Source organism: Photorhabdus luminescens subsp. luminescens (assembly GCF_001083805.1).
GTDB lineage: Bacteria > Pseudomonadota > Gammaproteobacteria > Enterobacterales > Enterobacteriaceae > Photorhabdus > Photorhabdus luminescens.
Genome location: NZ_JXSK01000006.1, coordinates 288,098 through 314,884, shown reverse-complemented (window position 1 = coordinate 314,884; position 26,787 = coordinate 288,098). Strand labels below are relative to the sequence as shown.

General features: G+C 52.1%; 12 protein-coding genes and 1 pseudogene. 4 read left to right on the top strand and 9 right to left on the bottom strand.

What is annotated here, in order from left to right; translation table 11 throughout:
- Positions 1-2,728: pseudogene (locus TI10_RS15840) on the bottom strand (CHC2 zinc finger domain-containing protein); the annotation flags it as partial.
- A 132-nt stretch (positions 2,729-2,860) separates the two neighbouring features.
- On the opposite strand from TI10_RS15840, the gene TI10_RS15835 reads away from it, so the two are divergent.
- Both TI10_RS15835 and TI10_RS15830 read left to right on the top strand, forming a co-directional pair.
- Positions 2,861-3,223 (top strand): helix-turn-helix domain-containing protein, encoded by a 363-nt coding sequence (locus tag TI10_RS15835; protein ID WP_011147857.1) that lies wholly within the window; start codon positions 2,861-2,863, stop codon positions 3,221-3,223.
- Between the two features lie 72 nt (positions 3,224-3,295).
- Complete coding sequence (locus tag TI10_RS15830) at positions 3,296-3,523, top strand: SymE family type I addiction module toxin (RefSeq protein WP_049584368.1); 228 nt, start codon at positions 3,296-3,298, stop codon at positions 3,521-3,523.
- Positions 3,524-3,575: 52 nt separating this feature from the next.
- On the opposite strand, the gene TI10_RS15825 is transcribed toward TI10_RS15830, so the two are convergent.
- The 5 genes from TI10_RS15825 to TI10_RS15800 all read right to left on the bottom strand — a co-directional run bounded on the left by TI10_RS15825 (position 3,576) and on the right by TI10_RS15800 (position 10,100).
- The gene (locus TI10_RS15825) at positions 3,576-3,923 is read right to left on the bottom strand and encodes an immunity 8 family protein (protein WP_041382318.1); all 348 of its coding nucleotides are present in this window, start codon (positions 3,921-3,923) and stop codon (positions 3,576-3,578) included.
- Positions 3,924-3,937: 14 nt separating this feature from the next.
- On the bottom strand, positions 3,938-4,792 hold the full coding sequence (locus TI10_RS26075) for a hypothetical protein (protein WP_244161617.1): 855 nt from the start codon (positions 4,790-4,792) through the stop codon (positions 3,938-3,940).
- A 498-nt stretch (positions 4,793-5,290) separates the two neighbouring features.
- Entirely contained in the window at positions 5,291-5,488 is a 198-nt protein-coding gene (locus TI10_RS15810) for a hypothetical protein (protein WP_049581114.1), read from the bottom strand.
- A gap of 210 nt (positions 5,489-5,698) precedes the next feature.
- Entirely contained in the window at positions 5,699-6,799 is a 1,101-nt protein-coding gene (gene xerC, locus TI10_RS15805) for a site-specific tyrosine recombinase XerC (protein WP_049581113.1), read from the bottom strand.
- Positions 6,786-10,100 carry a CHC2 zinc finger domain-containing protein gene (locus TI10_RS15800; protein WP_049584369.1) on the bottom strand — a complete coding sequence of 1,105 codons (3,315 nt, stop codon included), beginning with the start codon at positions 10,098-10,100 and terminating at the stop codon, positions 6,786-6,788. Before TI10_RS15800 ends, xerC begins: the two co-directional genes overlap by 14 nt.
- A 132-nt stretch (positions 10,101-10,232) precedes the next feature.
- Here TI10_RS15800 and TI10_RS15795 point away from each other — a divergent pair, with 132 nt between their 5' ends.
- Both TI10_RS15795 and TI10_RS15790 read left to right on the top strand, forming a co-directional pair.
- Complete coding sequence (locus TI10_RS15795) at positions 10,233-10,595, top strand: helix-turn-helix domain-containing protein (RefSeq protein WP_011147857.1); 363 nt, start codon at positions 10,233-10,235, stop codon at positions 10,593-10,595.
- A gap of 72 nt (positions 10,596-10,667) precedes the next feature.
- A complete protein-coding gene (locus TI10_RS15790; RefSeq protein WP_049584368.1) occupies positions 10,668-10,895 on the top strand; it encodes a SymE family type I addiction module toxin in 228 nt (75 codons plus the stop codon).
- A gap of 52 nt (positions 10,896-10,947) precedes the next feature.
- Here the strand turns inward: TI10_RS15790 and TI10_RS15785 are convergent, their stop codons facing one another.
- From TI10_RS15785 to TI10_RS15775, 3 genes are all read right to left on the bottom strand, one after another.
- Entirely contained in the window at positions 10,948-11,295 is a 348-nt protein-coding gene (locus TI10_RS15785) for an immunity 8 family protein (protein ID WP_041382318.1), read from the bottom strand.
- Positions 11,296-11,309: 14 nt separating this feature from the next.
- Positions 11,310-24,860 carry a hemagglutinin repeat-containing protein gene (locus TI10_RS25165; protein ID WP_162202287.1) on the bottom strand — a complete coding sequence of 4,517 codons (13,551 nt, stop codon included), beginning with the start codon at positions 24,858-24,860 and terminating at the stop codon, positions 11,310-11,312.
- Between the two features lie 124 nt (positions 24,861-24,984).
- Positions 24,985-26,682, bottom strand: coding sequence for a ShlB/FhaC/HecB family hemolysin secretion/activation protein (locus tag TI10_RS15775; protein ID WP_074525100.1), 1,698 nt, complete (start codon positions 26,680-26,682; stop codon positions 24,985-24,987).
- Positions 26,683-26,787: the final 105 nt, after the last annotated feature.

Below are 26,787 nucleotides of genomic sequence, written 5' to 3'. Positions count from 1 at the left end.
CCATTTCCGTCAGCCGTTGACAGTGGTTCTTGAGCTGGCTGTCGCTCAGTGGGTAAAGGCGCGGATATCCCGCCGGGTAAAGCGCACTTCGTTTGGCTGGCAGTGCTGGATTTGCGCTTGTGCGTTCACCATCTCTTGTATCAGCAGTAACAGCTTACGCGTCTGCGGCGGCATTTCATCCAGCGTGCGCCCCAGCACCTCATGCGCCAGCCGGTTGGCGAGGGTAATGTCGTCTTGGGTGATTTCGATATATTCGATGACCTGTCCGCGGTGGGTCGTTTTCTTCACTTCACGTTGATACTGGCGCAGCAAGGCAATGGCCTGTATCAGCGTCAGGTATTTCATATGGTCGCGCCGCATCCGGGTTTTGTCTGACAGGAACGTCAGTTGATGGGCGTAAGGATTGACCACTTTCAGCGGCCTTAACAAGCGCTGGGCGTTCTGGTGTAACTGCGTCAGATAACCTTTCTCTGAGTCAGCCAGCAACCCTGCCAGTGTCTGACGGTGCCGTTGCATCGCGTGGATGGCCTGCGTCTGCTCGCGCGATTCGTTGACCGTCAGCACCAGACAGCGGTTCAGCAGCTCTTCATCCACATCAATGGCCGTCGTCGTTAACATCAGCATGACCGGTCCCTGCACCTTGTATTCCCGCGTCACCAGTTCGCCGCTCTGTTCGTTTTTGCCGGTGCTGGCGATTTTCAGCTCGCCGTCGGACTGTAACAGTTTCAGGGCATAGGCCGCCTGCCGCACGCCTTCCTCTTCGGCGATAGCCAGTATCTTGTGTTGCAGGCTGGTTTCCCCCAGATAGTACAGGCTCTGTCCGGTCATCGCCGAGTACTGGATACGCTCCTCTTCCGGCATCAGGTTCAGCACGGCGTCCATCAGGGAGGATTTCCCCGCCGCGCTGCTGCTCTGGATTAACACGGCCAGCGGTTTATCCAGTTTGCGCGAGACCGCCGCCAGATACCCGGTCAGCAGATTGGTCGATTCGCCGACCACGCCACAGGCGGCCATGTCGTTGATAATCTGTTCTGTCAGGTTTGGCGATGTCAGCAACGCCAGCGCGGCGGCTTCATCTTCTGCGCTGACCGTGACTGCGGTTGTCCCTGAGGCTTCGGCGTCGGCCTGCTGTTGCGCGTCCTGTTGCTGCTCCAGCATCAGCAAGACCCGCCCGGCTTCGCGTTTGATGACCGACAGCTCGCATTCCAGCTCTTGCGCCGCCGTGCTGATGTAGTTCTGACGATGCCGCGCGTGATACATGTCCAGTGTATCCACATGGAACAGGCCGGACGTTTCATCCCGCACCTGCACATTGACTTTCATCACATCGGGCACCGGCGATTTTTTCATCCCCCGTATCCGCCAGACCCGGGGCCCGCTTTTCATCAGCAGTTCACCGCAGGCCGTGCGCTTACAAGGCACGGGGGCAACAGTCAGCTCTGGTGGGGCGGCTAAGGCAGCCGGTTTAGCCACATCTGCATTGTGAGGCTTTTCCGTCATATCTGACGAGACGAGCCGCTCATGACTGAACACTGCACCTGGTGTCGTTCCCTGTCCCAACCAGACCGCCTGTTGCAGGGCCAGCCCCAGCGCATGTTCGGCGTTGCCACTTTTGACGGCATAGTCATTGGCATCCATGCCCGGCGGGAACTGCACCCGCCATGCCTCGATACCGGCTTCCAGTAAATCAGCCGACACATTAGCCGCGCCACGGTCTCCGGCCTCGTCCCGGTCAAAGGCAATCAGCACCCGTTTCACGCCGTGATACTGCAAGGCTTCGAGGTGCTCACGGTTAAACCCGTTCACCCCGAACGCGGCGATCACGTTGCGGAACCCGGCACACCAGAAGGTCATGGCATCGATCAGCGCTTCGCACAGGATAATTTCCGAAGCCGCTTTCATCGCTTCCTCGTTCCAGACCCGGCCAGTGGCGACGGCAGGTACAGATGCTTCGGGCTGTCTTTCAGCACCTTGTAATCCGGCTGGGTTCGGCGGCCATACAGTTGCAGCACCCGCCCGCGGCTGGCTACACTGGCCGATTCGGCCCAGCCGATCACCGGCACCACGACGCAGCCCCGGAAGTGGTCCTGCCGGGTGGTGGTACGCAACACGCCCAGACCCGCCAGCTTGTCACGCAGTTGCTGGCCTTCCTGACTGCTCTTGGACGGCAGCAACCCCGCAGAGCCGCCGATCCCGTGATGGCCCGCGTACCCCAGCTTAAAGTGACTCACCAGTTCAGGATGATTCAGCCCGCGTCGTTCCAGCCAGGCTTTAGCTTCCGGTGACGCCAGTAAGTGCTGATGATAAAAATCAATCACCTGATGCAACAGCGCCTGCCCGTCATCGTCCAGGTCGGCCAGTTTCGGGCGCGGCTGGGGTGCAGCCTGTGACTCCGGCGGGGCGGCTAACGAAGAAGCGGCCACAACTGCATTGTCCATGTCCGGCAACCCGGCCAGCTCCCGCAGCCGGCGGATAGCGATTTTCAGCGTCACCCCTTCTGTTTGTATCACCCAGTCCAGTACCGACCCGCGGCGCCACAGCCAAAGCAGTGATAGAGGTTCTTGACCGGTGAGATGACCATTGAGGGCGTTTTCTCCTCATGGAAGGGACAACGCAGCACATAATTCTCCTTCTGCTGGCGCATCGGGCGGCCCTGCTTACGCGCCAGCCCCAGCAATGAGACGGACTGCTTTAAGTGAGCCAAATCGGTATCGGGAACGCGGGTCATCGGTTACCTCCTGTAAAAACCTGTCAAGATGCCATATTGATATTTAAAACATATCTGATAGGATATCTAAAAACAAGCTTTTTAAAAGGGGGATATATAGTGATATCAAGTTCAACAACCTGGTTTCTCGATATGCAGTTCCCTGAACGGCTTACCACATTACGCAAGGAGCGCGGGCTCACTCAGCAGGCACTGGCTGATATGGCTGGTGTGGCAGTTTTACAGATCCGGCGCTATGAGGGAGGCTCAGCACAACCTACCTTAGAGGTAATACGTCGCTTGGCTATTTCGCTCGGTGTCAGTGCGGATATGCTGGTTTTTGATGAGCAGGAGCGCGGTCCCAGTGAGCGGCTACGTTACCAATTTGAGGCAATTTCTCGTATGCCACAGTATGAGCAGGAGGTTATTAAAGAGTTGCTGGATGCAATGATCATCAAAACCCAGATTGCCGGCACAATGGCCTGTATCTCAACAACAGCGAAGGAAGAGAGTTAACACAGCACGGCGCTGAAGTGCGGGAACACTCCAGCGCCGCTAACCATCACCAACTATCAGAGGTAGTTCATCATGGCTAAATGCGATTCTAAAGCAAAAACCATTACAACTAAAGGGCAGGCTGTAAAGCCACGGCATTACACCGTGGGCTACCGGCCTAACCGGGGCAAGCCCAATCCGTACCCGCAGCTCACTATTAAGGGACGCTGGCTGGCTGCGCTGGGGTTTACCACGGGAAAGCCCACCACTATTACCAGTGAGGCCGGACAGTTAATCATTCAACTGGCTGAGAATGACTGACGGCTAAAGGAAGAGTCCAGTTCTTTAGCTGGACTCTTTGGATAACAACAGGTTAAGGTTGATAATCCTCATATTCCCAGGCAAAGACACGGGAAAGCTTTTGGGCTATCTCCATCCAGTCATTACCTTCACACTGTTCAATATAATCCGTGATGGTCTTTTGGATTTCAGCCAGATCATATTTACGTACCAGAAGCGTATGACGTATCAATTCCGGCTGCCAATGATGATTACAAAGCCATTCAGGTGTACAGATAAAAAGATCAAAATATTCACTCCCACTTTCCGACTCAGGCCCGATTAATAAAGATAAGGTTATATTAATAGTGCCGTCATCTTCACCGGAGTACATAACTGGATCTTTATGCATACAATCTATGCCTTTTAGTACTGCTTTCACTAATGCATCCTCTTTTAATCCAGAATATTTAAATGACCGTTCCCAGTCTTACTTGATTTTCCTTTAGAATCAATAGAATATGTTTCAAAATTGGCTTGCACTCCAGTAGTGGCATGGGCACTATTAGGCTTCTCTGATGGAGGTCTATAACCTCTCGTACCATCTGCACTAACCCAGCCATCTCCAGTAGTCTTCTTGGCTCCATCTCCTACCCAGATTTTGCCTAATCTATCCGCTTCTACTCGAGTTCCGGTACCAATGCTATAATTGAGCTTACCATTATCACCTTTAACTACAGCCGCCAACCTTGAGTCCTGTTTTGCAATATTATCCAGATTTTGCTGAACTAGATCTGATTTTAACTTCGGATAAGTGGCGATATTCTCGGCACCACTTGTCGTTTTGTTTGCACTGGCTACCGTTGACTCAAGTTTATTAGTGCCAGAAACAGCTGATGACACAGTGGGAACTTTCTTACCAGGGATCAAGGCACCAGCAATAGCTGCACCCAGTTTTTCTGAAGCTAACTGATCACCTTCCCCCGCTTTTTTAGCAGTTTCCTTAATGGCCTGCCAACTTTCACCCGTCATCAGTGATTTCACGCTACCCGCGACAGCCTGATTTTTACCCTCCAGATCATTCAGGGCACGCTGACAATAATTATCCCCAATAGCACAAGATGTAATAGCGGCTGCACCGTCAAAAAGGTAATCAGCGCCTGCAAGAGCAAAGTCACCGGCATCATTGAGGGCACCTAACACACTATTCACAGCCGTTGAAGTTTTACCTTCACCCAATTTTTCCCTAACCTGATTTTTCCACCATTCGGTACTTTGTTTGACTGACTCTCTGGCCTTGTCACCGGACAAGGAGTTATTCTCAATAACAACTCACTCCAGTGCTAACTTCACCGACGAACGCCGCTTTTCCTAATGCCACCAGTCAGTTACAACCCGTTTTTTCCCATGTCCGTTCACCGCCGAACCCAAAACTCCCTGACGCGCTTTTCACCTCCGAAGGCCGGTTTTTCCCGCCGTGCCCTTGTCAGGGGAGTCCCTTTTTCGGCAACGGGCGAACGTCGCCCAACTTGCTTGGGCGGCGGGTGACCGTTCTGCGGGCGCGGGCGGCATAGAGCCCGCAAGCGGCGCCCCTGCGACGCTCTGAGGCACTGTGGCTTCGGGTTGCGCATAGCCTTGCATGACCACACGGTTTTGTTCAGGGAAGCCCCCCGGGGGGCTGCACGGGGCGGCGATGGCGAGCACGGGAACGAGCAACGGAGCGCAGCGCAGTGTGAGCCGCGCGCAGCCAGTGAAGCAGGGTTGGGGCGGGGGGCGGTAAATTAGCGGAGGCCGCAGGCCGACCTGCCTTCAGGGGTGTTGACTGGACGATAACGCGGCAGCTAAAGAAGCACGCTGAGTTGCCGATGGCCGGCTCAGATGCTGACAGCAGAAGGCGCCAGCCTTGTGCGCCACACCCGCCAATGCCAACCCGCGGGGGCGCCAGACATAATGCCAATTATACGCATTAAGCCGCTCATGGATGCTCAGGTTGTTACCTTTGCTCATCGGCGCAGTGCGTATAATTCCCTCGCATTATGTTGAATAGGCGTTGGGCGGCCTGGACCGGCTCTACGGGGACGCCAGAGGTTAAGCCGCCTGACGACTATTTACCCCCGCGTGCGCCGATGCCAACGGGCAGTCCGGCCACGGTCTGCCCCCACACCGAACCCGCCCAGCTTAACGGGGGCGGGCGGACAGTCAGCGGATATCGGGGTGTCAAGTCGGCGTCGGGCTGTCTGGCGGCGTGTCAGCTTCGGCGTACAGGTCGGCCAGTAAACCCACCTCATCGGCGTCGCTGACTTTTTCGTCGGCCATTTGCTCCGCCGGGTGGGTGCTGGCATGTACCACCTGCAAGGCCCGGATAGAGACCTGCGTATACACCTGGGTGGATTCCACGCTGGCATGGCCTAACATCGCCTGTATCCAGCGCAGGTCCGCCCCGTTCTCCAGCATCTGGGTTGCCATCGCGTGCCGGAACAGGTGGCAGGCGCCTTTTTTCTCAATGCCGGCGGCCCGGATATAGCCGCTCACGGCATGGGTGATACCGTTCGGTTGCAACCCGTCCAGACCGTCCATCGCCACGAACAGCGATTGAAGGTCCGGGGTGACCAGCAGTTGCGGGCGAACCTGTTGCTGATAGAACTGGAGCCAGCTTAAGGCCCGTTCGCCGAGGGGCAATACCCGGTCTTTATTGCCCTTGCCCTGCCGGATGGTCACCGTTTTGCGTGCCCCGTCAATGCTGTAGATATCGAGCCGGGCCGCTTCACTGCGCCGTATCCCCGTTGACCAGAGCAGTTCCATCAATGCCCGGTCGCGTGCGCCCTGCAACGTATGCGGGTCAGGCAGCGACAGGATATGCTCGATTTCATCAATGCTCAGGATATATTTTGGCAGCCGTTTTTCTTCCCGCGGCAATTCAATGTCCGCTGCCGGGTTCGCCAGTATCAGGTTCTGTTTCGTCAGCCATTTGAACCACACCTGCAACGGCTGCAACTGCGTGCGCTGGGTGCGGATACTCAGCGGCTCCCCGTTGGTCTTGCGGTACTGGTACAGGTAGCGCTGGTAACGTTCCAGTATTGGCCGCGTGATATCAGCGGCAGAGTACAGGCCCCGTTCGGTGGCCCACAGGATAAAGCGGTAAGTATGATGGGTCTGCACTTTCAATGTCGTCTCCGACCAGTTCCGCTCCTGCCGCCACGCCACAAAGCGCAGCAGCAGCGCATACAGGCTTTTTGGGTCATGCGCTGGACCCACCGGCTGACGGTAGACGTCATCGACGGTCAGGAGACTTCCTTTGCGCGGTTTACGGTTTGCCATGATTGACCTCCGGTTGAGATTGAGTGGCGGGCGCAGACAAGGGGCGCGTTTTCTTTTTTCCTTTTATCACTGTGTCTTCCGTTACCCCGACTTGTGGCACGCTGAACCCTTGTTCTGTCTGCCCTGATGGGGATTTTTTCACCCCAGACTTGACCCTAACTTGACCCAGACTTGAGGCAGACTTGCGTTCATTTAAGTCAGACTTGCTCTCATGACCTGTCGGGATGGCTTCCGATGTTTTATCCCTGTCGGGCACGGGCAATGCGTCTCTGTGATTATTTTCCTTAATAATAGCGTTTTCATCTGCCCGGACTTGTGCCCCCGCTGACTCTTGTGCTGTCCGGGCTGATGCGGGTTTTTCTTCCCCAGACTCAGGCCAGACTTGCCCCGGACTTGGGGAAGACTTGCGACCTTCCGGGTCAGACTTGCGTTCACTGCCGGCGGTTTCTGAGTCCGGTTCTCCGACATCCAGCAGGCCGCACAGGTGGGCTGCGCCGTTGTCTTCCCCGTCCCACAGCAGTTCATAATGCAGCAGGTGTCCCCGGCTGCCGCCATGCAACAACAGGTATTCCATTTCCGTCAGCCGTTGACAGTGGTTCTTGAGCTGGCTGTCGCTCCAGTGGGTAAAGGCGCGGATATCCCGCCGGGTAAAGCGCACTTCGTTTGGCTGGCAGTGCTGGATTTGCGCTTGTGCGTTCACCATCTCTTGTATCAGCAGTAACAGCTTACGCGTCTGCGGCGGCATTTCATCCAGCGTGCGCCCCAGCACCTCATGCGCCAGCCGGTTGGCGAGGGTAATGTCGTCTTGGGTGATTTCGATATATTCGATGACCTGTCCGCGGTGGGTCGTTTTCTTCACTTCACGTTGATACTGGCGCAGCAAGGCAATGGCCTGTATCAGCGTCAGGTATTTCATATGGTCGCGCCGCATCCGGGTTTTGTCTGACAGGAACGTCAGTTGATGGGCGTAAGGATTGACCACTTTCAGCGGCCTTAACAAGCGCTGGGCGTTCTGGTGTAACTGCGTCAGATAACCTTTCTCTGAGTCAGCCAGCAACCCTGCCAGTGTCTGACGGTGCCGTTGCATCGCGTGGATGGCCTGCGTCTGCTCGCGCGATTCGTTGACCGTCAGCACCAGACAGCGGTTCAGCAGCTCTTCATCCACATCAATGGCCGTCGTCGTTAACATCAGCATGACCGGTCCCTGCACCTTGTATTCCCGCGTCACCAGTTCGCCGCTCTGTTCGTTTTTGCCGGTGCTGGCGATTTTCAGCTCGCCGTCGGACTGTAACAGTTTCAGGGCATAGGCCGCCTGCCGCACGCCTTCCTCTTCGGCGATAGCCAGTATCTTGTGTTGCAGGCTGGTTTCCCCCAGATAGTACAGGCTCTGTCCGGTCATCGCCGAGTACTGGATACGCTCCTCTTCCGGCATCAGGTTCAGCACGGCGTCCATCAGGGAGGATTTCCCCGCCGCGCTGCTGCTCTGGATTAACACGGCCAGCGGTTTATCCAGTTTGCGCGAGACCGCCGCCAGATACCCGGTCAGCAGATTGGTCGATTCGCCGACCACGCCACAGGCGGCCATGTCGTTGATAATCTGTTCTGTCAGGTTTGGCGATGTCAGCAACGCCAGCGCGGCGGCTTCATCTTCTGCGCTGACCGTGACTGCGGTTGTCCCTGAGGCTTCGGCGTCGGCCTGCTGTTGCGCGTCCTGTTGCTGCTCCAGCATCAGCAAGACCCGCCCGGCTTCGCGTTTGATGACCGACAGCTCGCATTCCAGCTCTTGCGCCGCCGTGCTGATGTAGTTCTGACGATGCCGCGCGTGATACATGTCCAGTGTATCCACATGGAACAGGCCGGACGTTTCATCCCGCACCTGCACATTGACTTTCATCACATCGGGCACCGGCGATTTTTTCATCCCCCGTATCCGCCAGACCCGGGGCCCGCTTTTCATCAGCAGTTCACCGCAGGCCGTGCGCTTACAAGGCACGGGGGCAACAGTCAGCTCTGGTGGGGCGGCTAAGGCAGCCGGTTTAGCCACATCTGCATTGTGAGGCTTTTCCGTCATATCTGACGAGACGAGCCGCTCATGACTGAACACTGCACCTGGTGTCGTTCCCTGTCCCAACCAGACCGCCTGTTGCAGGGCCAGCCCCAGCGCATGTTCGGCGTTGCCACTTTTGACGGCATAGTCATTGGCATCCATGCCCGGCGGGAACTGCACCCGCCATGCCTCGATACCGGCTTCCAGTAAATCAGCCGACACATTAGCCGCGCCACGGTCTCCGGCCTCGTCCCGGTCAAAGGCAATCAGCACCCGTTTCACGCCGTGATACTGCAAGGCTTCGAGGTGCTCACGGTTAAACCCGTTCACCCCGAACGCGGCGATCACGTTGCGGAACCCGGCACACCAGAAGGTCATGGCATCGATCAGCGCTTCGCACAGGATAATTTCCGAAGCCGCTTTCATCGCTTCCTCGTTCCAGACCCCGGCCAGTGGCGACGGCAGGTACAGATGCTTCGGGCTGTCTTTCAGCACCTTGTAATCCGGCTGGGTTCGGCGGCCATACAGTTGCAGCACCCGCCCGCGGCTGGCTACACTGGCCGATTCGGCCCAGCCGATCACCGGCACCACGACGCAGCCCCGGAAGTGGTCCTGCCGGGTGGTGGTACGCAACACGCCCAGACCCGCCAGCTTGTCACGCAGTTGCTGGCCTTCCTGACTGCTCTTGGACGGCAGCAACCCCGCAGAGCCGCCGATCCCGTGATGGCCCGCGTACCCCAGCTTAAAGTGACTCACCAGTTCAGGATGATTCAGCCCGCGTCGTTCCAGCCAGGCTTTAGCTTCCGGTGACGCCAGTAAGTGCTGATGATAAAAATCAATCACCTGATGCAACAGCGCCTGCCCGTCATCGTCCAGGTCGGCCAGTTTCGGGCGCGGCTGGGGTGCAGCCTGTGACTCCGGCGGGGCGGCTAACGAAGAAGCGGCCACAACTGCATTGTCCATGTCCGGCAACCCGGCCAGCTCCCGCAGCCGGCGGATAGCGATTTTCAGCGTCACCCCTTCTGTTTGTATCACCCAGTCCAGTACCGACCCCGCGGCGCCACAGCCAAAGCAGTGATAGAGGTTCTTGACCGGTGAGATGACCATTGAGGGCGTTTTCTCCTCATGGAAGGGACAACGCAGCACATAATTCTCCTTCTGCTGGCGCATCGGGCGGCCCTGCTTACGCGCCAGCCCCAGCAATGAGACGGACTGCTTTAAGTGAGCCAAATCGGTATCGGGAACGCGGGTCATCGGTTACCTCCTGTAAAAACCTGTCAAGATGCCATATTGATATTTAAAACATATCTGATAGGATATCTAAAAACAAGCTTTTTAAAAGGGGGATATATAGTGATATCAAGTTCAACAACCTGGTTTCTCGATATGCAGTTCCCTGAACGGCTTACCACATTACGCAAGGAGCGCGGGCTCACTCAGCAGGCACTGGCTGATATGGCTGGTGTGGCAGTTTTACAGATCCGGCGCTATGAGGGAGGCTCAGCACAACCTACCTTAGAGGTAATACGTCGCTTGGCTATTTCGCTCGGTGTCAGTGCGGATATGCTGGTTTTTGATGAGCAGGAGCGCGGTCCCAGTGAGCGGCTACGTTACCAATTTGAGGCAATTTCTCGTATGCCACAGTATGAGCAGGAGGTTATTAAAGAGTTGCTGGATGCAATGATCATCAAAACCCAGATTGCCGGCACAATGGCCTGTATCTCAACAACAGCGAAGGAAGAGAGTTAACACAGCACGGCGCTGAAGTGCGGGAACACTCCAGCGCCGCTAACCATCACCAACTATCAGAGGTAGTTCATCATGGCTAAATGCGATTCTAAAGCAAAAACCATTACAACTAAAGGGCAGGCTGTAAAGCCACGGCATTACACCGTGGGCTACCGGCCTAACCGGGGCAAGCCCAATCCGTACCCGCAGCTCACTATTAAGGGACGCTGGCTGGCTGCGCTGGGGTTTACCACGGGAAAGCCCACCACTATTACCAGTGAGGCCGGACAGTTAATCATTCAACTGGCTGAGAATGACTGACGGCTAAAGGAAGAGTCCAGTTCTTTAGCTGGACTCTTTGGATAACAACAGGTTAAGGTTGATAATCCTCATATTCCCAGGCAAAGACACGGGAAAGCTTTTGGGCTATCTCCATCCAGTCATTACCTTCACACTGTTCAATATAATCCGTGATGGTCTTTTGGATTTCAGCCAGATCATATTTACGTACCAGAAGCGTATGACGTATCAATTCCGGCTGCCAATGATGATTACAAAGCCATTCAGGTGTACAGATAAAAAGATCAAAATATTCACTCCCACTTTCCGACTCAGGCCCGATTAATAAAGATAAGGTTATATTAATAGTGCCGTCATCTTCACCGGAGTACATAACTGGATCTTTATGCATACAATCTATGCCTTTTAGTACTGCTTTCACTAATGCATCCTCTTTTAATCCAGAATATTTAAATGACCGTTCCCAGTCTTACTTGATTTTCCTTTAGAATCAATAGAATATGTTTCAAAATTGGCTTGCACTCCAGTAGTGGCATGGGCACTATTAGGCTTCTCTGATGGAGGTCTATAACCTCTCGTACCATCTGCACTAACCCAGCCATCTCCAGTAGTCTTCTTGGCTCCATCTCCTACCCAGATTTTGCCTAATCTATCCGCTTCTACTCGAGTTCCGGTACCAATGCTATAATTGAGCTTACCATTATCACCTTTAACTACAGCCGCCAACCTTGAGTCCTGTTTTGCAATATTATCCAGATTTTGCTGAACTAGATCTGATTTTAACTTCGGATAAGTGGCGATATTCTCGGCACCACTTGTCGTTTTGTTTGCACTGGCTACCGTTGACTCAAGTTTATTAGTGCCAGAAACAGCTGATGACACAGTGGGAACTTTCTTACCAGGGATCAAGGCACCAGCAATAGCTGCACCCAGTTTTTCTGAAGCTAACTGATCACCTTCCCCCGCTTTTTTAGCAGTTTCCTTAATGGCCTGCCAACTTTCACCCGTCATCAGTGATTTCACGCTACCCGCGACAGCCTGATTTTTACCCTCCAGATCATTCAGGGCACGCTGACAATAATTATCCCCAATAGCACAAGATGTAATAGCGGCTGCACCGTCAAAAAGGTAATCAGCGCCTGCAAGAGCAAAGTCACCGGCATCATTGAGGGCACCTAACACACTATTCACAGCCGTTGAAGTTTTACCTTCACCCAATTTTTCCCTAACCTGATTTTTCCACCATTCGGTACTTTGTTTGACTGACTCTCTGGCCTTGTCACCGGACAAGGAGTTATTCTCAATCGCATTCTTCGCGGTCTGCGCTCCATCAACTCCGCCCGCTGTCGAATCTGTCACCAGCCCTGCCGCTATCCCTCCTGCCAGCGTAGACAAATTACTGATTTTTTCCTTCTCATCCGCTGTCAATTCGCTCAATTTCTTATCCGGGTAAAGCGCTCCGGCGATAACTGAGGCCGCCAGCTCGCCACCCGCAGCCCCCACCGACCCTGCAATAGCTGAACCCCCTTTCAGCTCGGCTATCACCCCGCCCAGAATCGCATGCGCCACCACGTTTGTCGCTTTTTCCTCCGGAGTTAATTGCTCATATGCCTTATCTCCGTAGGTCACCTTTTTCACCGCATTCGACAGATAAGGGGCCGCTCCGCTGGCTATCGCAGCCTTAATATCGCCACCCGCCAAACCTTGAAGAGCCGCAACCACCGCAGTTACCGCCTGACGACGATTACCACCAATATCCGCCCCCTGCCCTTTGATGGCGCCGTCATAGGCTATCTTATACGCCCTATCCGCAATGGTTTCCGCTGTGACAATACCGTTTTCCTGCTTTAACTGCGCCTCCGCTTGCTGTTTCAGCGCCTGCTGCCTTTCCGGGTCTTTCAATGCTTCCGTGGCTTTTTTCATTGCAGTAATGGATTCCTGCGTATTATAGATATCCATCACCTGTGTGCCAATATTTGCAATAGCCTGCGCCTGGGCCAGACGCCGCTGCTCTTTTTCCTTGTCAAAAATTGGGGTCAGACCATTCGCCGCGTTTTCTGTATCACGGCTGAGGCCCGCTATATCCTGTTTCTGTTTATCCGTATCACGCACCGTAATTGTGCCGTCACTCACCGCAGCATGAGTGGTAGACGATTTACTGTCACTGTGATTGGTGCCGGACAGCATATTCGATGACAAATTAGAAACCATCTGGCTGCCAACTGCACCACCTGTACTCATGCCAACACTTTGATGTTCGGTCTTGTATTCCGCCTTGTTCTGGATATCACTAAAGCCCAGCGTCCCCGTCTCCAGACGGTTCTGGTCTTTGTCTGCCGTACTGCCAATGACTGCGCCATCAAGCTGGGTATGCTCACCTACCCTGATATCAAACCCACCTTTGCCCGCAAAAATACCCGTCTGTTCTTTCACCGATTCGAACTTGCTGTGCATCTTGTCACGGCTGACATTTACACTCGCCGAACCACTCATAGAGCCATAGGTGAAGCCGGCGCCAGCACTGGCGTTCTCCTGTTTGCTGTCGTAGTTATCCTTATCCCGCTCACTTTGCAAATTCAGGTGACGCCCCACATCCGCCGTGACTTTTTCACCACTAACCTGCGCCCCTTTCAGCAACGTATCCTGACCAGATTTCAGAGTGACCTGATGACCGGCATCAATCAGGGTTTCGGTATGCGTCACTCCATCCCCTTTTTCATGCCCTTTGCCCGCATTGACGCTGGCCGAGAATTTAACACCCGTTCCCCCCTGACCCACAGTCAGACCCACCCCAACGCTGCCGCCTTTGCTGCTGTTCTGACCACGGGTGGTCTGGGTATTTTCCGCAGACTCAAGAACTATATCCCGCTTCGCACCTAACTCAATATCACGTCCCGCTTTTAAGGCGCTGCCTTGAACCTGAATATCGCCACTGTCCTGAGTCTGTTTATCACCCGTTGCTGTGATACGAATATCCCGTCCCGCATTCAGGCTGCTGCCCTGAGATTCGGTAGCGTCACGACGGGTTTCAGATTTTGCCGACTGGCTGCCATAAGAAAGCTGAATGCCAATCGTGTCATTCGGTTTTTCCGCTTTTCCGCCTGCCTGATTGATGGCATCGGCTTTAGCTGATTGAGCCTCACTGAGTTGCCAGGCTTGATAGCCTTGTGCTCCAGACAACACTGCTTGAGTGCCCTTCAACGCCTGCAACCGACTATCCTGAGTACCCTTCGCTTCATTGGCTGTCTGCACAGCCGTATTGATGGCGCTGCCCACTGTACCAGACAGCGCCAATGTCAGTCCCGACTGTTTATGCTCCGTTTTACTCAGTTCCGTATGACTGTTTTTGGCTGCCGTAATCGCAGTATCCTTGCCCTGAATAACAATATCTTTTCCGGCTACCACATCACTGCCATGCAGCGTCACCTGATTTTTCGTTGTCAGGGTCACATGGCCTTCGCTGCTGCCTACCGTACTGCCTTTATGTCGCACATCATCATTGTCATTGGTTTGTTTAAACTTCGAGCTTCCTACCGTAAAGCCAATGCCGCCTGTTCCCATCAGGCCAGATTTTTTCTCTTCCTTACGCTCACTCTGATGATAGGTTTCTTCCACCGTGGTGACGGTCAGATTGTTACCCGCATTCAGCGCAACATCCTGGGTTCCCACGACGTTGCTGGCTTTCACAGTAATATCTTTACCTGCCAGAACGTTTACGCTATCGCCACTCAGGGTACTGCTCAATGCCTGCTTACGGTCAAACTGGAGCTGAGTTGTCGTCGTGGTTGACGACACCATGCTGTTGCTCCCTTTCACCTTATGGTATTCATCGTAGGTCTGCTGCTGCTCACCCGCCAGAAGATTGACGTCACGCCCCGCACTGACTTGCAACATTCGACCCGCCGTCACATCAACCGCTTTCGCGTAAACATCACGTCCAGCGCTTACCTGAATTTGTCCGGCACTGTTGACTAACGTCCCCACATCACCGGACTGGTCGCGGGTAATACGGTGGTTGCTACCGATGGCCGTATGCTCATAACGCGCCATTTTGACTGTATCAAACTGGATATCGCGTCCCGCAGTCAGCCGAATTTCGCTGTTTTTTCCCTGCGTTGCCAGTTGCGCCGCTGACAGATTAATGTCATTACCCGCCTGAAGGTGCAATTTACCATCGGGCCCTTGCACATAAATACCGGCCATGTTATCCACATAGGTAGAACTGAAACGACCACTTCCCGCCTGATTTTCACCAGAGCGGGTGGTACTGGCGATATCAATGTTGTTACCCGCTTGAATATTCAGGAAATCTTTTGCGCTGATGGTACCGCCGCGCTGAACCATGTCGGTTCTCGCCTGTAAGGAGAGATTATCCCCTTGCAGATGGCCGCCCTGTTGACGGATATTGTCAGCCAATACCTGAATATCCGACCCGATAATCCGACCCTGATTGAGCAAATCGTCGGCCAGTTGCAAGTTAACTTGACTGCCGCTTAACAGTGCGCCGCTGCCATCCAGTTCGCCAGACTGGGCACGTACATAAACTTGTGGCGCCAGCACGGTTTGCTGACTACCATCGGGTAACGTCACAGTGGTATTAACCAGCCATATCATATCTTCGGTCAATCTAGCCATCTGCTCAGCACTGAGCGCGATACCGGGAACTAAATTGAACGTCTTCTGAGCACGTAAACCCGCGTTCATCAGTGCCTTAAACTGCTCTTCGTCATTCTGGTATCCCGGCAGATAACGTTTACCCGTCAGATTGACAATCTGCTCACGGATCAGGCGTTGCTCATAAAAGCCATCCCCTAACCGCTTGTGTACGTGATTGCGATCACTCAGCATCGCCCGCTGCATGTAATCCGTACCCAGCCATTTTTTTAGCTGAGTAAACTGCGGATCGGTTTCAATCAGCACATGGTTATCAGGGAACGGCGGTTGTTTAAGCAGATTATTCCCCTGCTCAGGAGGCTGTTTAAATAGGTTGTTATCTTGCTCTGAAGGGTGTTTAAGGAGATTATTATCCTGCTCTAAAGGACGCTTAAGGAGATCATTATCTCGTTCTGAAGGCTGCTTAAGGAGATCATGATCCCGCTCCTGAGGCCGTTTAAGGAGATCGCCATCCTGTATCGAAGTTTGCTTATATAAGCTGCTGTCCTGTGCTGAATTGTGTTTTAACTGGCTGTTGTCCGCTGTTGAATGTTGTGTTAACAAGATATTTTCCGCCGGCAACTTCAGTTTAAACAGACTGTTATCCGGCAAGCGGTAATTAGGCACTTCTGTACGGATCACGATTGGTTTTTCACCCGTTACCGTAGGCTGTTGGCTAACGACCTCCAAACGCTGCCCCGGTTTCAGTCCCATCTCAGTGACTTTGACCTCACTGCTGACAAAACCGGCATCGATCTGGCCATTGTTCACTTCTGTAATTTGTGTAGCAGTGCCTTGGAAAGTATCCGGACGTTGCCCCTTTAGCAATACATCGCCTTGCTGCGCCTGTACAGTACTGGGTTTCAAGGTAATCGCATGGATTTCCGTATTAGGTTCGTAGTGATCCCAACTGTAACCCTGTCTATCACGGCCTCTTTTCTTGACACGCCAGAAATACTCAATTCGACCTTTATCAGTAACATGCTGTTCACCCTGCACTTCAAGGTTGTTGATTCGTCCGCCCGTCACTGTCAGCAAACCACCGGCTACCACCTGGCTCTTATCATTGGTCAGCACGGAAGTATTAATGATCAGATTTTTCCCTGCCAGAATTTTCGCCGGATCGGTTTCTTTTACACGAGATTCTTTTATCATCCGGGTGTATTGGTAAATCTGAAAGTTATCCCGGCATCTCATGTTATCAACACAGACATGATCAACTTCATCATGATCAATAGTGATTTTGTGATTTTTTACATCATAACGTGTCCCCCAAACTTGATACTCTTTGACCGGTTCCTGCGAGATTTGCTGAAATTCAGTTTCAAAATGGTCGTTAACGTTATTGATGTTAGCCATTGCCAGATGCATATCGCCTGCGGCTTCAATGCCAGCACTGTGGTTATTGATAACATGACCTTTACCATCGGCATATTGCTGGCTGTTAAGCCGCCCACCAATAGATAAGTCTCCATCACTGTAAATCAGGCTGTGGGTTTTGTTATTGAGTTCGTTGGCCCCAATGTCCAGTCGGTTGCGGGCCGCAATCACGGCGGATTTTCCGTCTTCTGCCAAATTATCGAGCTTGCTGACACCCAAGGCGATATGATCGCCATAAATGCGTCCCGTTCCCTGATTGCTCAAATGCTGCGCCTGCAAGTAAGTTTGAGCGCCATCCATGAGACCGCGATTACTTAACGCTTTTTGAACTCTCCATTGGTGATAATTACCAAGAATTTTTCCCGTTGCGGCGTTGATCAGGGTGTCAGCTCGGCCTTGCAGGGTTGCGGCACTGATCAGGCTCTGATTGATCAGATCCCCCTGAATGTCCAGTGTCAGCTCATTATTAGCAATTATTTCACCCGTATGGGTAAAACCACGTAGCAATGTCAGCGTGATATCACCCAGTGAACGTAACTTACCGTCTCCCGTGACAGACTCCCCTGAAATGGTCAGTTTTTGCTCTGCTTTAGCATCCCCGTTGGTGTTGATGAAGGTCAGTTTTTTCCCCTGAGCTATAAACTGCTGATTAGCTTGTAACTGCCCTTGGGTGTTATTGAGTTTTGATGCCAGTTGCAGGCTCACATTTTCGGTTGCAGTCAGTTGCCCCCGGCTGTTATCCAGCGTGTCAGCAATGATATGGATATTCTTACCGCCGATACCTTTATCCGATTGTTGGGTATTGGCGTTGTAGATTTGTTGCGCAGTCAGGCGAATATCGCCGCCACTGCGTACCAGACCGGCTATGTTATCAACATGCCCTTTCACCTTAGCATGCAGATGATTCAGTGCCAGGAGCTGCCCCTGTGCGTTCAGGAGTTTCTCTGCATCAATATGTAGCGTATCTTCACTCAGGATCTTGCCGCCTTTCTGGTTATCCAGTTGGTTGGCTGCCAGCTTGACGCCCGCTTTACCATGCAGCGTACCATTGTGGTTGATAATATCCCCGCTGCTGATACTCAGCCCATTTTGGCTGTCCAATACACCATTGATGTTATTCAGCCCCTTGCCTTGTATATCAACAGACAATGCCTGCACAGACTGAATACGTCCGGCCTGATTGTTCAGCGACTGACTGTGCAAATCTAAGGTGCTTTGTGCTACCAGCACGCCCTGCTGGTTATTCACTTCTACGGCTTTAATCTTGAGGCTATCAGCCGACACTATGGCGCCGCTATCATTATCCAACACGCCTGTTTCCAGCTCCAATGCCTGTTTGCTGGTCATGCCCTGTTGTGTTCCGCTATTACGGTTACTGAGTGACTGCGTTTTCAACGTCAGCTTGCCACCACTTTGCAGAAGGCCCTGATCGTTATTCAAACCCACCACCGTCAGGAACGTGTTTTTACCCCCCAATATTTGTCCTTGCTGGTTGGCAACATCTTCTCCTGTCATAGAAAGGCTATCGTGACTTTCAATATGACCGAACTGGTTATTCAATATCCCGATATTCAGGCGCATCGCCCCTTGGCTGAACAGGCCCCCCTGTTTACCACTGTCGCGATTATCCAGTAAATTGCCATAGGTATTCACCGTCAAGTTCTGCCCGCTCTGTATCAGACCATGACGGTTCAGCAATTCGCCGCTATGGAGGGTCAGATTTTTTTCTGCCGCAATCAGTCCGCTGAAATTATTCAGGCGCTGTTGGGCGGTATCGAGCTCAACCTTTCCCGCACGGATCTGGCCTTTTTCATTGTCGATACCCTTGGTTTTCAAATGCAATTTTTGTTGCCCAACAACACGGCCAGACTGGTTTTCCAGCTTCTGTGCGGTCAGAGCCATATCCCCTGATGAAGCTGCGATTTGCCCTTCCCGGTTATTGACGGCTGAAGCTGATATCGTCATTCCCTTCGAGGCAAGCAGTTGACCAGCCCGGTTATTCAGATTTTTGTCCAGATTAACTTGAAGCTGCCCCTCCTCAGAGGCGATGATACTGCCCTGTGCGTTATTGAGTTCGTTGGCGCGGATATCTACCGTACCATTACCGGCTATCTTGCCCCCACTGTTATCCAGTGACTGCTGTATTTTGAGGGTCAACGCCTGTTTTCCCGTTTGGATCATTGATCCCAAATGGTGAGAAAGCGACTGGATATGTACCGTAATCTCCCGGGCAGATATCTGACTCTGATCCAGATGATAATCTCCCCCCTCCAGTTTTAGCTGACCGTCAGACAACAGGCGACTGTTATCGCTGTCAAACACGGTGGCATCAATGCCCAAAACCCCTTTCCCTGCATGAGCCAACGTCCCGCTCCGGTTGGCAATAGTCTTGGCCTTAAGGATCAAATCCTGCCCGTTGGATGCGATGATGCCCTCGTTATTCTCAATACCTGCCTGATGGTTCAGTGTTAGCGATTGCTGCCCAGTCTGAGTAATGCGCCCCCAATTATTCAGCAATTTTTGGCTACTGAGCGTCACTATCTCCGCACTCAGTTCACCACGCTGATTATCGATCAGCGCTGGTGCAGATAAAGTCAATTTTTGGTTTGCACTGACTCTGGCATCCTGCAAATCTAACTGTGCCCCAGAAGTCAATTTCAGGTTATCACCCACCGTCTGACTGCCCTTAAGAGACACGTTTTTTGCTTCCACGGATAAAGCATCGTGGGCCAGATTTTGGCCGTTAAGTTGAGCAGCTTCACGGGCTTTCACTGTCAGATTACCTGTCTGGATCAGTTTACCGTAACGATCAACCCCTGCGGCCAATACGCTGTTTGACTGGCTGTGTAACGAAGTACTTTGGCTATCGAGATGACGTCCAGCCAATATCCGCCCTTGATTATTTATATGATCACAGGTTTTTATCGTGACATCCTGACCTGCGGTAATTTCCCCCTGGTTAGTTAAATCCCCCTGATTGCGGAGAGTGACATCATCTGAGGCAGTGATAACACCGTTGTTAGTGAGTTTTCCATCACTGCGGATAGCCAGACTGCCCATCTGAGTCAGTAAACCTTGGCTGTCAACACCCGATGCCAGTACTCCCTTTTTCTGGCTGTCCAGTGAAGCACTGTGGATATCAAGGTGACGCCCAGCCAGCATCCGCCCTTGATTGCCAAGATGATCACGGGCTTTGACTGTGATGTCCTGACCGGCTGTGATATCCCCCTGATTAATCAAATTACCTTGATTCTGGAGAGTAACATCAATTGAAGCACTCATTGAGCCACTATTGGTTAGTATGCCGTCACTGTGAATGGTTAAATTGCCATCGCCATCAACCCCGGCCGCCAATACCCCCTCTTGCTGGCTATCTAATGAGGCGCTTTGCATATCAAGGTTGCGTCCTGCCAGTATTTTTCCTTGATTACTAAGATTATCGCGGGTTTTTATTACAATATCCTGACCCGCACTCACCGTACCCTGCTGAATTAGATCCCCTTCATTCCGGATAGAAAGGTCATCTGAGGCCGTGATAACGCCCTTGTTAGTGAGTTTTCCGCCACTGTTGACCATCAATTTGCCCGGCTGGGTTAGTTTACCCTGACTGTCAACACCTGCCGCCAATACGCTATTTTGCTGACTGTCCAGTGAAATACTTTGGATTTCAAGGTGTCGTCCAGCCAGCACTTTCACCTGATTATTAATGTAGTCACGGCTTTTAAGCGCCATATCTCGGGTTTTCAGCAAAATATCGCGTCCGGCGGTCATTTCCCCCTGATGAATGAAATTACCTTGGTTCTGGATTGTCACATCATCCGTAGCCGCTAGCATGCCGCTGCTGGTCAGCGCGCCGTCACTACGGATCGTCAAATTACCCGATTGACTCAGTTTACCTTGGCTATCAACACCCGCTGCCAATACCCCTTTTTCCTGACTCATCAATGAGGCACTCTGGATATCGAGATTCTGTCCGGCCAACATTTTTCCCTGATTGCTGAGATGGTCACGGGCTTTTATCACAATATTTTGACCTGATGTGATCTCCCCTTGGTTAGTTAAATTGCCTTGATTTTGGAGAGTCACATCAACCGAAGCGCTCATCGTGCCGCTATTGGTCAGTATGCCGTCACTGTGAATAGTCAGATTACCATCGCCATCAACCCCGGCCGCCAATACCCCTTCTTGCTGGCTATCTAATGAAGCGCTTTGGATGTTAAGGTTATGTCCGGCTAGCATTTTCCCCTGATTGTTGAGATTATCACGGGCTTTTATCGTCATATGTTGACCTGCGCTCACCGTACCCTCTTGGGTTAAATCCCCCTCATTCCGAATAGCAATGTCATCCGAAGCCATAATGACACCACGGTTGGTAAGCTTACCGTCACTGTTAACCGTCAATTTACCCGATTGAGTCAATTTACCCTGACTATCAATACCTGCCGCCAATACGCTATTTTGCTGACTATCCAATGAGGCACTTTGGATATCGAGGTGACGCCCTGCCAGCATCTGTACCTGATTTTTGATATGATCACGGCTTTTAAGCACCATATCTCGGGTTTTCAGCAAAATATCACGCCCAGCGGTCATTTCCCCCTGATGAATAAAATTACCCTGATTCTTGAGAACTACATCATCCGCTGCCGCTATCATGCCGCTATTGCTCAGCGCACCATCACTACGGATTGTCAGATTACCCGTCTGAGTCAATTTACCCTGGCTGTCAACACCCGCCGCCAGTACCCCTTTTTCCTGACTCGTCAACGAGGCGCTCTGGATATCAAGATGCCGTCCAGCCAGTATTCTCCCCTGATTGCCGAGATGGTCACGGGCTTTTATCGCAATGCTTTGGCCTGACGTGATATCCCCCTGGTTGGTTAAATTGCCTTGATTCCGGAGAGTCATATCAACCGACGCACTCATCGTACCGCTGTTGATGAGGGTACTGTCACTGTGGATGATCAGATTACCATCACCATTGACCCCCGCCGCCAATACACCATTTTTATCGCTGTCCAGCGAGGCACTGTGAATATCCAGGCTACGTCCGGCCAACATACGGCCCCGATTGCTGAGATTATCGCGGGCTTTTATCGTCATATGCTGACCCGCACTCACCGTCCCCTCTTGGATTAAATCCCCCTCATTCTGGATGGCGATAACATCCGAGGCCGCGATAACACCTCCATTGATAAGCTTACCGTTACTGTTAATCGTCAAATTGCCTGGCTGAGTTAATTTACCTTCATTATCAACGCCTGCTGCCAATTCGCTATTTTTCTGGCTGTCCAGTGAGGTACTTTGGATATCAAGGTGATGCCCTGCCAGCATACGGCCCTGATTGCCGAGATGATCGCGGGTTTTGACTGTGATGTTCTGGCCCGAAGTAATGTTCCCTTGATTGGTCAGGTTACCCTGATTCTGGAGTGAAATATTACCTCCGGCGGTCATATCACCTTGATGGGTGAAATTCCCCTGATTCTGGAGAGTCATACTATTCGCAGCCGCCATCATACCGCTGTTGCTCAGCGCGCCGGTGCTGTAGATCGTCAGATTACCCGTCTGAGTCAGTTTGCCCTGGCTGTCAACGCCCGCCGCTAAGACGCCCTTTTCCTGACTCGTCAATGCAGCGCTTTGGATATCAAGATGCCGTCCGGCCAGCACACGCCCTTGATTGGTAAGATGATCACGAGCTTCTACAGTGATGTCCTGGCCTGACGTGATATCCCCCCGATTGGTTAAATTGCCTTGATTCCGGAGAGTCACATCAACCGACGCACTCATCGTACCGCTGTTGGTGAGGGTACTGTCACTGTGAATGGTTAGATTGCCATCACCATCAACCCCCGCCGCCAATACGCCACTTTTATCGCTGTCCAGCGAGGCGCTGTGAATATCCAAGCTGCGTCCGGCCAGCATACGGCCCTGATTGCTGAGATTATCGCGGGCTTTTATCGTCATCCCCTGGCCCGCCCTCACCGTCCCTTCTTGGATGAAATCCCCCTCATTCTGGATGGCGATAACATCCGAGGCCGCGATAACACCCCCATTGGTAAGTTTACCGTTGCTGTTAATCGTCAAATTACCCGGCTGGGTTAATTTACCTTTATTGTCTATACCTGCTGCCAATTCGCTATTTTTCTGGCTGTCCAGTGAAGCACTTTGGATATTCAGATGATGCCCGGCCCGTATACGACCCTGATTACCGAGATGATCGCGGGCTTTAATTGTGATGTTCTGGTCTGAAGTAATGTTCCCTTGGTTAGTCAGGTTACCCTGATTCTGGAGTGAAATATTACCTCCGGCGGTCATGTCTCCCTGATGGGTGAAATCCCCCTGATTCTGGAGAGTCACATCACTCGCAGCCGCTATCATGCCGCTGTTGTTCAGCACACCGCTGCTGTGGATCGACAGATTACCCGTCTGAGTCAGTTTTCCCTGACTGTCAACGCCCGCCGCCAAGACGCCCTTTTCCTGACTCGTCAATGCGGCGCTTTGGATATCAAGATGCCGGCCAGCCAGCATACGTCCCTGATTATTGAGACTATCACGAACTTTAACTGTAATATCCTGACCGGCCGTGATATCGCCATGATGAGTTAATGCCCCCTGATTCTGGAGAATAATATCAGCAGAGGCTTTCATGGCACCGCTATTGATCAATTCACCTCCACTGCGGATCGTCAGATTACCGCGGCTATCAACTCCTGCCGCCAATACCCCCTTTTCCTGACTTTTCAATGCGGCGCTTTGGATATCAAGATGCCGACCGGCTAACATACGTCCCTGATTATCGAGTTGATCACGGGCTTTGACTGTAATATCCCGCCCGGCTGTGATATCCCCCTGATTAGCTAACTCGCCCTGATGCTGAAGAGAGACATCCGCCGAAGCAGTGATCATCCCGCTATTGGTGAGTTGCCCTTCACTACTGAGTGTCAAGTTACCCGCCTGCGCACCCAGTTGTCCCGCATTGCGCACACCGACGCCTTGTTCAGTACCAACCAGCTTAATCTTATTGGCATACATCCCGCCAATGGCAGCTACATCGAGACTGAATGCAGTTTTCTTTGTGTCACTGGCATGAACTTGATCCACGTTACCCTGCGCATCCACACGATTGTGACCTGTCGTCACAGTCAAATCCTGGGCATGCAGCTTGGCGTTAATATTAACGGCACGGGCAATCAGACGGGTATAATCGCTTTTGGCATCATTTAACCCCTTACCGTCAACAGTCAGGATACCCTCATCCACTTCAAAACCTTTTAAACGGCCATTTGCTAAAATAGCCTGACCTGCCGCCAGTGTCGTCTGTTTGGCATTGATAAAACCACAGCCACGACAGGTAATACCGGCAGGGTTAGCAATAATCACATCCGCACGTTTCCCCGCCACTTCAATAAAACCATTCAACTGGCTGGGATCACGGCTGTTAACCTCATTTAAAATAATCTTGGCTTCACCTTGTGCCAACCAAGGGTTAGCCGTAATCAATCCGCCCAAATCAGTTTTGGTATTTACACCACTGTTGTTGAGGATAGCGCCTCGCTGATCCACATCAAACTGGCTGTACTGGTTACGGGAAACGCCGTCACTGTTAGGTGTCTGAATATTAACCTGTGGTACACCATTAGCTGAGGAAATGACGGTAGGTTGCTGCAAACCGGGCGCATTATTGTCTGCTACAATCCTCGCCTCCGCCGGTGTACTGACTAATCCCAATGCTAATGAAATCCCCAGCACTAACGGTAACAGTGAGGCTTTAGCCGCAGGCAATGGCCTCGAATTCATTCCATGACGCACCTGCCCTGACGTATAGCTGCGCGCAAGATCAGAAACCACCATCAACATCTGACGGGTTTTATTGAAAATCACTCGGTGACAAAGCTTATTCATCGTGAAGAACCTCTTTCGGGCAGCGCCAATATGAGGGGATGAACGTTCCACCAATGCGCCGTCTGTTCACGGCTGACGCCTCTCCCTCGAAATCGGATAACCTGTACGCCTCGTTCACTCCCTTTGTGATATAAGGCGCGTGTACGTCATAATCGCCGATTAACATGAAACCTCCTCAATACTGCCAGTTCAGGCTAAAGCCCACATAAGCTGAATCGGTTTTGAAACCATCGGGTTTAGATAATGGCGTACCCACCGAAACGTCATAAGCCAGATTGGCAGGACGAATATTGCCTTTCAGGCCGATAACACCGCCCGCCAGCGTTCGGCCAATAATCATGTCTGAACCATTCCCACCAACCCGGCCATAATCTGCCCCCAGATAAAGTTGCTGTTCTGGCAAAGGAGTCTGCCATGACAAGGTATTACATAGCGTCCAGCCTTCATCAGCACTTAGCGTCCGCTCGCCATCAAATCCACGTACTGTCCAGCGGTTGCCAATACTGAATTGATCTTGTGGAGTGAGTGGCGTGTTGCTCCACTGGCGTTGGTATTCGATGCGGTACCAAAATTTTTCATTACCCAGCGTAAAAGGGGTATTCAACGACGCCGAAAACTGGATGATTTCCGATTTTGCCGTGGCATAGTCCGGGGAAGATTTATCACGGCGCTCTTCAAAAGCAGGCAACGCCCCGAACCAACGAGTGCCTTTCTGATAACGCACTCCCGCATCCAGTACAGCCGGGCCAATGTAGTGCCGATGAGCTAATCCCAGACTCCAACTGCTGGTACGGCGCTTCTGCGCATCAATTTCAGTCTGTTTGATAAAATTACGGGTCTGGCGAGCATTAACACCATAAGTTAATGTCGTTTTGGAACCGGCATTGCGATGCAATACACGACTCAACTGAGCATTGAGGTTTTGGCTACGGCCACGGTATTTCGCATCCTCATTGTGATGGGGGATGGTTTGCGCATAGGTGTACTTACTGCTTGTGACCGCAAACTGCCAGTAGCCGAATGGCACTGAGTAATGTGCTGTGTAATTGGTAGAATCTTTTTGGTTAGAGAAAACCAGATCGCGTGTCATTGTGATATATAACAGGTCACTCAGTGACGTCGGATTATCCAGCGCAAACATCAGCCCGCCCTGCGTGCGTCCTGTAGCTTTGGTTCCGCTGTTGTCTACCCAAGCGCCGATATGCCAGAAGCGGGACTGTTGGCGTTTAATGACAATATCGCTTTCGCCGGGTTGTTCGCCCGGGACAAGCTCCATTGATGCCTGCACATTGGGCAATCGTTGCAGATTCTCTAATCCCTGTTCAATATCCCGCAAATCCAACAAGCCACCTTCCCGAGCCGGTATAGCGGTATACAATGTCGCGTATTTGTCTGCATCATTAGCATAACGGATATGCCGCACCATTCCCGGCACCACATTCAGTTTCAGCTCACCCTGACTCAAATTTTGTTCGGGAGCCAATACCCGCGTTGTCACCCAACCATGATAAATCAGCCGGTTTTGCATATTACTCATCAACAGACTGATACCCTGTGTGCCCAAACATCGCCCATTAGCCAAATCAGCCAAACGTTGTAATGGCAGCCAATGGGGTAAAGTTTCCCGGCCGGACAGCCCGACTTTATGGATCACAAAACAGGGTGATTCTTTAGGAAATACTAGTCGTGAAACTGATGCCGTATCATCTGAAAGACGCACGGTTGGGGACTTGGCTTCCAGACGCTGTTCCTGCGCCTGCTGTTGCTGTTTTTGATGAATAAAGGGTTGGTCATCGGCCTGTACGGGAGATATTGCGAATACAGCCCATCCAGCCAGCCCTGCGATTATTTTGTCGGAAGTTACCATTATCATCGCTGAACCAATTATTATACTTAATTTTTATTTAATAATTTAGTGGGGAATTTGAGATAAAGTATTATGGTTGAAGTTGTTTTATTTTCAAGTTAATTGGCTGAC